This window comes from Camelimonas fluminis, from assembly GCF_014656355.1.
Classification (GTDB): Bacteria; Pseudomonadota; Alphaproteobacteria; order Rhizobiales; family Beijerinckiaceae; genus Camelimonas; species Camelimonas fluminis.
Genome location: NZ_BNCG01000057.1, coordinates 1 through 9,867, shown reverse-complemented (window position 1 = coordinate 9,867; position 9,867 = coordinate 1). Strand labels below are relative to the sequence as shown.

General features: G+C 59.0%; 2 protein-coding genes, 2 pseudogenes and 1 other annotated feature. All 4 genes and pseudogenes read right to left on the bottom strand.

What is annotated here, in order from left to right:
* Window positions 1-56: 56 nt before the first annotated feature.
* Window positions 57-496, bottom strand: a pseudogene (locus tag IE243_RS23640) (IS3 family transposase); the annotation flags it as partial.
* Window positions 153-269 (bottom strand) — a sequence feature (AL1L pseudoknot). (Overlaps the previous pseudogene by 117 nt.)
* A 523-nt stretch (window positions 497-1,019) precedes the next feature.
* Complete coding sequence (gene proA, locus IE243_RS20995) at window positions 1,020-6,920, bottom strand: anti-phage protein ProA (protein WP_191321267.1); 5,901 nt, start codon at window positions 6,918-6,920, stop codon at window positions 1,020-1,022.
* Between the two features lie 274 nt (window positions 6,921-7,194).
* Window positions 7,195-7,845, bottom strand: a pseudogene (locus IE243_RS20990) (transposase); the annotation flags it as partial.
* A gap of 148 nt (window positions 7,846-7,993) precedes the next feature.
* On the bottom strand, window positions 7,994-9,829 hold the full coding sequence (locus IE243_RS20985) for a DUF262 domain-containing protein (RefSeq protein ID WP_191321265.1): 1,836 nt from the start codon (window positions 9,827-9,829) through the stop codon (window positions 7,994-7,996).
* Between the last annotated feature and the right edge of the window lie 38 nt (window positions 9,830-9,867).

The following is a 9,867-nucleotide window of genomic DNA, read 5'->3' as shown; positions in this document are numbered from 1 at the left end:
ATCGACAGCCTCCTGCCGTGGAGCCATCAACGCAAGGTGTGAGCGGCACAGCGCTTACGCTCGATTTGCGGCTTCATCTCCAGGTCTCGCTTTGCCCGAGCCGACAGCTTCCCCGGATTGATCCGCTTGGCGACTTGCTCATGGCAGGTGGAAGGAGCGATCGGCAGCCCCTTGCAGATCGGCTCGACCCCATAGGCCCCGCGGTGATCGTCGATGAAGCCGATCGTGACCGGTGTCGGCGGTCGAGCTCCGCCTGGGCAAAATACGCTGACGCCTTGCGCAGGATCTCGTTCGCCGGCCGGAGCCCCCTGTTATCGCGTTCCAGAGCCTTGAGCTTGGCCGCCATGTCCGTCGTCAGCCCGGCCTTGCGGCCGCTGTCGACCTCGGCCTTCTTCACCCACTCGTTCAGCGTCTGCGCCGTGCAGCCCATTTTGCCCGCGATCGACATGATCGCAGTCCAGCGCGACGGATGCTCGACCTCGTGATCCAGTACCACAAAGCCAACACCGTTACGGCGCGTGCTTTCGTCGACGCGCTGGTTGCCGCTGTTTCCTACAAAATCGAGATCGTACTGACCGACAACGGCATCCAGTTTGCCGATCTGCCAAAGAACCGTTCGGGTCCGACAGCGATGTGGCGTCGACATCCATTTGACCGAGCCTGTCTAACACATGGCATAGAACACAGGCTGACGAAGCCAAGGCATCCCTAGGTTGGGAACCCATACAATTGTCAGAAGTGGCTCACTTCTCGATGGGAAAAGCGGATCCGTTCTGGGTGAAAAACAACACCATGGCCGCCCTCTGGCTCCGCTTTGCTCCACCAGCGGGCGGCCATGGCGTCGGAGGTGACAATGCACTAACGATCGATCTGGACCACTCGGTGGGGGCCGGTCACCGCGTCGCCGCGACGGTGATTTTCGTAGGCGAGCCCAGAAAAACCGACCGGATCCCCAATATCTTACATGAATTTGACACCACGCAATTTATTTTATCTGTGAATAGATGGAGTACACCCATCTATTTTTCTGTTTCTGCAGGCAGGCGGAGATCCGGGCCTGCCGTGCTGCACCAGAGCATGCACGCATCAATATAGACGCGTGTATCTGTGGTCAGGCGTCCAAGCCCCATCAGCCTCGCCAGTTCGCGCGTGGGATCTGCAGAGGCCGCGATCCGTTCCTGGTGCGTTGAGATGAGATCCCAGAGTTCATAGCGCGAGATATCTCGGACGGTGCGGTCCATGTTGGGGCGGAATGGTGTCTTGCGTAGGCTCGCTCCCCGTGACCAGACGAAGGTCACACCACTTTCCTCATGGCAGTCGACCTGGAGCAGCGCCTGTTTTATCCTTTCTGCGATGCGCGAGCCTGTGCGTTGCCAGCCGTGCAGAGTGGTGACCCGTCGGGCAAGGAGCGGCAGGGGCAGCGGTCCTTCTTCTGTGACAATCGTCGCGATGATGGAAGCAAGTCTGGTTGTGTAATCATCATCAAAAAACTGATCAGGATCTGCATATCTGTAAGATTCTGGAGGCAACGCCATTCCAGACTGTTTTTGCACGTCCTCGGTGAACCCTGCCTCATATGGCTGATGGCCTACGATTCGTTCTCCAGCGACCGTGTCCGGGCCAGACGGAGCACAGATAGGGTCGGCATTCTCGGGTGGCTCGGGAACGGAAGCGCAAAGCGCAGATTCACTGTCACCAGAAACAGCTTCGTCAGTTTCAGCCAGTTGCTCGGTTTCTTCGGAACGACGCTCTCGATCAGCTTTCAGAACCGTGCTCAGGGCATAGTTGACACGTTCAGCTGCCTCGATCGGGCTGCGGAACCAGTCTGTTGACCAGATTCGCAGGATATACCAGCCCAACCCTTCCAGTACGCCCTGGCGAACCTTGTCACGGTCCCGGGCGCTGGCAGAGCTGTGATAAGTGGCGCCATCGCATTCGACACCGGCCAGAAACGCGCCGGCGTGATCTGGATGAACCACTCCCAGATCGATTCGGAAGCCCGAGACGCCTATCTGGGAGCGCACTTCCCAGCCGAACGCTTCCAAGGCCGCCTTTACTGCGTCTTCGAACGGGCTCTCGGTTGGTCCGAGGGAGCCGTCGGTCCGGGCCGCCAGCGCAACGGGGCCGCGCGCGGCAAAATCCAGAAAGGCTTTGAGATGCTGGACGCCCAGTGCCCTGGTGCGCGCCAGGTCGATCTGGTCGGAGTGGAGGGAGGCGAATACATGCAACTCACGTCTCGCCCGCGTCACGGCAACGTTAAGGCGCTTTTCGCCGCCATCCCCATTCAGGGCGCCGAATGCCATTGAGAGTTTGCCGGCGGCGTCCGGACCGAACGTGATCGAGAATAGCATGACGTCGCGTTCATCACCCTGAATGTTCTCGAGGTTCTTGACGATCAGCGGCTCTTCACGCGCATCCTCGAAGAACCATTCTAATTCCGGTGCACGGCGGCGTTCTTCGTCTAGGAGATCCAGAATCAGCTTCTGTTGCTCGGCGTTGAACGTGATAACGCCCAGCGTATGACGTTGCGCTTCGGGTTCCTGCAGCCATTTGCCCAAACGCTGGACAATCATGCGGACAATGGCGCGCGCCTCCATCTCATTGGTGCGTCCCTGACCGCGACCATAGACACCGTTGATCCGGTGCAACTGCACCGCGCGCGTTTCCGTATAGGGTGACGGGAATGTAACGAGGCGCCCGCCGTAATAATGCCAGTTGGAGAAGGCAATCAGCGCTTCGTCCCGGCTACGGTAGTGCCAGTTCAGTTGTCGCGTCGGTATGCCGGCGGCCGCGGCCTCGTCCAGAATGGAGGCCAGATCTCGCTCGACCTCAGGCAGGTCTTCGTCGCTGCCATCCGCACGTCCAAAGAAGTTTGTCGGCGGCAGCTGTTTCGGGTCACCGACGATAATTGCCTGGCGGCCACGGGCTATGGCGCCGATCGCATCCCACGTTGTGATCTGGGACGCCTCGTCAAAGACCACAACGTCGAACGGCGCTTGTCCCGCTGGCAGATACTGGGCGACAGACAGCGGCGACATCAACACGCAGGGCGCCAGTCTGGTAAAGTTGCGCGGCATTTCGGCAATCAGCGCGCGTATTGGCATGCTCGGGCGTTGCAGCCCCAACTGGTGACGTAACACGCCAAGCTCCGACTTTCTCGGCACGCCGTCCTTGGCAGGCAGTCCGTGGTGCACGCGCTGCAACACCTGCGCAGCCGCCATTCGAGTCGCTTGTGTATCAAGCGCGCGGAACCGTTCGATGGCGTCCTCATGCGACCAGCGGGCAAAGCGACGCAGCGCATCCGAAGCGTCAATCGCCAGTGGCAACCACCATTTCACATAGGCTGCTTTGAAAGCAGGGACCGGATCGCCTTCCAAGTCACCGGCTTCCAGCGCCTCTACAAGAGGCGCGAGGCCAGCGCTATCCGCCGCCAGCTTCGCGGATTGCCAGCGCATCCAGTCTGAAACCCTTGCCTTTTGCGCATATAGCTGACCTATGCCTTTCAAAAGCATAACAAGATCAAGCCGTTCTGGGTTTCCTCCTGCCAGCTCTGTGAAACCGCTAATTTCTGATCTCCAGCATGCGAACGCAGCAGAAAATCGATCAATGCTGGCCCGCAGTGCGCCGCGCTCATGGGCCGCAAGTACGCGGCGCGCGGCCTTCCATGCCTGCTGATCAGCAACTTCCGACTCCAGAGCTGCCAGCGCCTGCTGGATAGCGGCGGCTGCATCCAGCCAGATGATCAGCACATCTTTCTGTGTCTCGCTCCCCGCGAACACGGGGCACGACGCAAGGCCGGATGTAGTGATCTGACCGTCCAGCTCGCGCAGTCGCGTCAGTGTCGCGAGGTGGACTGCGGGATCTGCCTGCCCTGTACTTGCATAGGTCTGGAGCAGCTTCCTGACGGCCGACTTTGCAAGGGCCGACATTGGCCAGATTTTCGTATGCGCCAGCCGCCAGTCAGCGTCCATCTTCTCCAGCGGAAGCGACCCCAAGCGATCCAGAGGATAGCTCGCAGATAGCCCTGCTACCAAGGCGCGGCGCTCATCCAGAGCGCCGGCGAGTCTGGAAGCCTCATGACGCAGGGAGGCCAAATCGGAGTCAAGCGCCCACGATACATCAGGCCCATCCACCGGGAATAACGTCAGTTGCTCCAGCGCCGAAACATTGATGGGGACGCCATCCGGATCGGCATGGAATCCCATGAGAGTTCGCAGGCCAGTTGCTGCATCCAGCAGGTCCCGCGTTGCACGCTCAAGTGACCTGGTCCGTTCAATCAGGCTCGCTTCCCAGCCGAATGACCATTCTTCTGCCTGGACAAGGTCCAGCGGCGGTACGCCGTCGATAATGCGCCAGCACCGCGCCACATTGGCTGTCAGTTCCGCTAGCCGTTGCCAGCTCTCTTCGTCATGGGCATCGCGATTGGCAAAATGCAGGTTGAACCGTGGTGGAGACGCCTTTGTCGCCAGTCCAATTGCGTCATAGATGCTGAAACCCTGGGTACCCCTGCGATGCAGGGCTTCCGCATATGCGTTCAGTTGGTCGCGTGTGACGTGCAGATTGTTGGTGATCATCACCCATTCCGCCCGACGCGCCTCCGAGGCGCGATCCCAACTACGCCCGAGTTGCTCGAGGACGGATTTGCGATCCGATTTGCTGGAATGCAGCTCCAGCACCGCATCGGCAAGGCCATGAGCTGCAAGGCGGCGGTGCACCACATCCAGAGCAGCCGACTTCTCAGCTACGAAGAGAACAGTTTTCCCGTTGGCAAGGCACTGGGTGATGATGTTGGCGATCGTCTGGCTTTTACCAGTGCCTGGAGGGCCTATCAGCACAAAATCATGCCCATCCTGGGCCGCCAGCACCGCCGCGAGTTGCGAACTGTCAGCAGAAAGCGGGGTGAACATTTCGCCCGGCGCAAGTCGGCGATCGATATCCCGCGCGTCCGGCAGGCCCGGCGCGCCATCGCGCAAGAAGGGTTCATCGGGGCTGTCCACCAGATGCCGGACGAGCCGGCTTTCCCGAAGGCTGTCGGTTCGCTCGACCAGATCCTTCCACATGAGGAACTTGGCGAACGAGAACGTGGACAGGGCCAGGTCCTCAGCGATCTCGAACCCCTGGACGTCTCGGACCCGCTGGCGCAATACGCCGAAGATGCGGGCGACGTCGACGCCGCTATCATCCCGTGGCAACTCGCCTTCCAGTTCGGGGATGTTCAGGCTGAAATCCCGCTTCAGAAATTCAAGCAGCGTCGCGTTGATGCGGAGTTCGTCTTCATGCTGCTCTATCAGGAATTCGGACTGCGCCGAACGGCGCGTGAGCTTCACTGGCAATAGCAGAACGGGCGCGCGATAGGCCCGGGTGTCGCCCTCCGTCTTTCGCCACTTCAGGAACCCGATGGCAAGGAACAGCGTGTTGGTTCCACCCTCCTGCATGTCACTGTTGGCGCGTCTGAACAGCTCAAGTAGGCGGGTATTCATTTCTTTTTTCGTCAGGGGAACCGCCAGTTGCCCACGTTCCAGTGCGTCCCGGGCCACGCCAAGGTGCAGTTCCCGCTCCTCACCAGCCAGCAGGTCACGAGCGCCGAGAGGATCTTCATCCTTCAACGCCAAGACCCCGAACCGCCTGCCATTGGAGAGCTGGTCCTCAAGCGTGGCGATATCCGGACATAGGAACGTCAGCGTCTGCTTGCTATCCTTGAAGTTAAGCAGACGGTTGCGCAGGGAAAGATCGAGCAGTTTGCGTTGCCAGCGGGCAATGCGCCCCGCTGGCGTCGTTTCTTCGTAATCGACCAGATCGCCCGGCAGCAGGCCAGCATCAAGGGGGCGCGGCAATGCTGCGGGACTGGCCGGCGCCTCATCAACGACAGCCGCCGGATCCGCAACGTGGTGACTGGCTAGCGGCCTGATCCGGGCTGCACGGGCGCGACGAATGTCCACGGCCATGACGAACTCGTGCTCGTTGACCTCCGAAACTCGCCCCCGTCCCGCCGCCGCCGCATCCTCGAACCCCACGGTGGGTCGCTTCGTCAGCAGGGTTGTTTCAAGCATGACGAATTCATGGGCGTCGACAGCTTTGCGAACTGTCATTACGTCTGGCTCAGTTACGCCGCCAAAGCCGCGATCTGTCAGCCATACACCGGTCCAGGCGTGCCCCTCGCCAAAAAGGACCACAGGGTTGAGCCCAGCCGCTTCCAGGCAGGCCGCCAATAAAAGAGAACTGTCGAGACAAGTTGCCAGACCTTCGTTCCGGACGCGACCAGGATCGCGGACTTTCTGCCCATGTTGTTCGAACGAGGCCGGAGGCATGGCGTAACTCAGCCCGAGCCCTGTCAAGGCCGACCAGACGGCGCCAGCCAGCATCCACGATCGCGCGGGCTGACCAGCCTGGTAGCCGTCAAGACCGGAGGGATGGCCTGATCGCTCCAATAAGCGCGAGGCCTCCTTCAGAACCTCGGCGACGACGATGTGGTTGGGAGAAACGTAGGCGGCAAGCAGGGCAGCCATATCATTGACGCCGCCCCATTCGTCGCGCGCCAGCATGTCGACCGCGTGATGCTCTTCCAGCAGCAGTCCATCGGGCGCATGAACGGCAATGGTCAGGCGACCAACTTCGGCTTCATCAAGGCCGGCCAACAGTTGGTGGTCCAGGGCCAGTTCGCGATCACGAAGCGCCATCTCCCCCCCGGCCGCGATCCGGTCAATTTTCCAGCTCTTGTGGCGAAAGATTGCAGGCGCGCCCGTGAGTGTGACCGTCAGGTTCTCAAGTGGGGCAGCAGAAAGATTGCGCACCACCAGTTGCCTGAGCACGGAAACGCCATTTTGCGCCGAAGCAAAATTCACACGGCCGACGATATCGGCCTCAACCACAACGTCATATCCCCCGACGAGCTGTGCGTCGGCCTGCGCCAATCCGTTCATTGCCCCGCCCAAATCCCCGCATACGATCGCATATCAATCATCCGGATACGCCAGAATAATCCTCGAAGGTATAGGCAGGCCATCCAAATTGTTGGTCTGTACCTCGTGGGCGACAGGTTGGTCTAAAGAATCATGCTCCTCTGCCAGATGGCGTGATCCGCCCTTCACGGTTGCCAGTGAGCCTGCCCCCATTTCTAGAGCCGGATTAGTTCGGGTTGGATCGAGAGGGATTGCCGGGGCGCCCAAACTTGTCCTCAAACCGATAGTGGCTCTACAAACCGGCGAACATCCTGCTGCGCTCGCGCTGGCCGTCACCCAGGATCCGCGCAACCGCCAGCCGGGTGTTGTCGTAAAGGATTGAGCGCGGGATCCCGCCGAAGAATGCGAAGCCGGCCACATGGCCATCGCAGAACGCCTCTGCAACCTCGGCAGCGTAAGCCTTTACAAACGGGGCATCGCTGTGCGGCAGGTCCATGCAGAAGTAATGAAACCGGACGCGCTTGCCGCCGATGGTCCCGTCTGCCTCGCCAAAATCAACCTGCGCATGCCCAGGTCTGTGCATCAGGGGAATGAACACTTCACGGCTGCGCAGGCGCGCCCGCGATACATAGGCGCGGACAATCGAGATCCCGCCGCTGAAGCCATGTTCATCGCGAAGACGTTCAAATATCCGGGTCCCGGTATGGCGCTGTTTGGAGTGAACCGTCCGGTCCGCTTCCAGTATGCCATCGATGATACTCGTAAACCCGGCCAGCTTGCGGCTGTACGAACCGCCAGCGCAACCATGGACCGGCGGCTCGGGAAACTTGAGCATCTTGTCGACCGTCTTGCGGCTGATGCCAAAATACGCGGCCGTCTTGCGGCGGCTGTCGCCAGCAACAAGAACGGCCCGGCGAACCTTCTGATAAAGCTCCACTCTCTTCATCCTCAGCCTTCGCCAAAAACGGAGGTCTAGCAGGACTGGCATACTTTTAGCCCGGTGAAACACGCCAGATAATGGCCCACTTTACTCCCGGTGTTCACTGGTATCAGAACCCTTTTGAAAAAGGCTGATTGGCGGAACTCATCATGATTCACGCTTTTGATGTGTAGACGAGAGAGCCTAGGCCGGATGTCGACTCTGGTTCTGCCTCAGGGGCGGCAGGTCCAATCCACAGGCGATTCGCAATAGCGAAGAGCTCCTCTGCCCGGCGTTCAATTGCGTCGCGGTTCCACCGGTCCTGCGCCAGCATGAACCTGTTCAATTCAATGTGGGTGTTAGCCAGACGCGCCTTCTTTTCCTCGAAAGGGAGGTTCCCTAGTTCGGTGTTGTAAGCCGTCAGCGAGAGGTTCCCGAAGGTATCCTTGAGAAGGTTATGGACCTCATCGCAGTCCTGACCCACTTCCGCCTTCCATTGAGGCGTCATGGTCTGGGGCATAACGTGCTCTATCGTTGCACTTTCCAGATTGACGCTTTCTTTGTGCCCGAATGCCTCCTCAAGACGGAAGAGAATGTACCGGGTATAGCCGCGCCCATATTGAGGGCTTTTCCTAAAGTGGTCCGAAAACTCGGAATCGGTCGGAAAGCGCCGGCCGCCTGTCAGCCCGCCGCCCGATGACATCGCCTTGTGCAGCCATGTGACATGGTTGGCATCAGGGAACTGACGGGCCCACTGCAGGAACATCTTGTTCAACGAATTGGTGGGAACTGAGCATACGGCACGCCGAACAACGAAGGACTCAATAAGTTGAAGGCATTTCGCGAGGCCCGCTGCGTCCAAGGCGCCACTGTGGCGAGCCTCAAACAGGCGCAGAAGCAGCGTGTATGAGGATCCAATATCCAGGCTACGGATGCGCTCCAGGCTGGTTCGGATGCGCCCGTCTGGCTCAAGCGATGGATTAACGAAGCTCGCATAAGATATCGAATATTGTACCATATATCCAAGCTGATCCTCCGCGGCGGACGGATCGGTAGCGGCCTTGATGATGTTCTTGATTGCGGCGTAAATTCCGCGATGCGAGACATTTTCGCCGCTTCTCATCGCGTAATGGCGCAGAAATTCGGTGATGTGGTTGCCGAGGCGCTTCTCCATTGGCGCCCAGTAGTGGAGGTAAATTCGCTCCTGCTCGCCGCCGCTCGTCATTGAATGGCGGAACCGCATGAGGATGTAGTTGCGAACCAGGTCCGCCTGGGTGAGGGGCTCACCCTTGAAGTTCAGGCTTTCAAAAATCAGGTATGGGTCGTCATTCTCGCCCAGGTTAATCATGACCACCTGCAGCCCGCTTTCGATCGTCTGCAGCACTTTGAGTGGATCAATAGGCTCGTCGTCGAGATCCCGGCCAGTGCGGAGCTGCTTGATGTAGAACGCATATGCCTCCGACATCAGGCTGTTGTCGTTAGGTACGTTGTGATCAAGAACGATGGAGCGATAACGGTCCCGGTCAATCTGGGTTGGGACGAATTTAAGGAGATCTTCCTCGCTCCTGTAGGTGTTGGTCAAATAAACGTTGTGGATGCGATCTGCTGCATTCCTGTCGGATGTTGACCCTTCAAGAACGTCTCTAAGGGCAACGAGCAGAATTGAGATGGTCGTGAGGCGTTGTTGGCCGTCGATGATCAGATGCTTGCTGACACCCACCGGCACACTTCGCGCGGGGATGGAGACGATCGTACCCATGAAATGGACGAGTTTCTCGTCGGAGTCATATTGGACAAGCATATCCTCCCACAGAGCTTTCCAGTTTTGCAGGCGCCATGAATAAGGGCGCTGGAAAAGCGGTATCAGGTTCTGCTTTTCGCCATTAAAGTACTGGATAATCTGTGTAGGAGACGCTTCCATATTCAACTCCATCGCTGCTTCATACGATCTATCAGCATTTTGACCGGGCCGGAAGTGGTTCACCGTCGGCTTAGAGCGTTTTTCGATCATTCCGGCTCATATCCGCATGAAACGAAGTAGTTCTCACA

Excerpts from the sequence above, each read along its gene's own strand:
- proA (WP_191321267.1), bottom strand. The coding sequence starts at position 6,920 with ATGAACGGATTGGCGCAGGCCGACGCACAGCTCGTCGGGGGATATGAC.
- IE243_RS20985 (WP_191321265.1), bottom strand. The coding sequence starts at position 9,829 with ATGATCGAAAAACGCTCTAAGCCGACGGTGAACCACTTCCGGCCCGGT.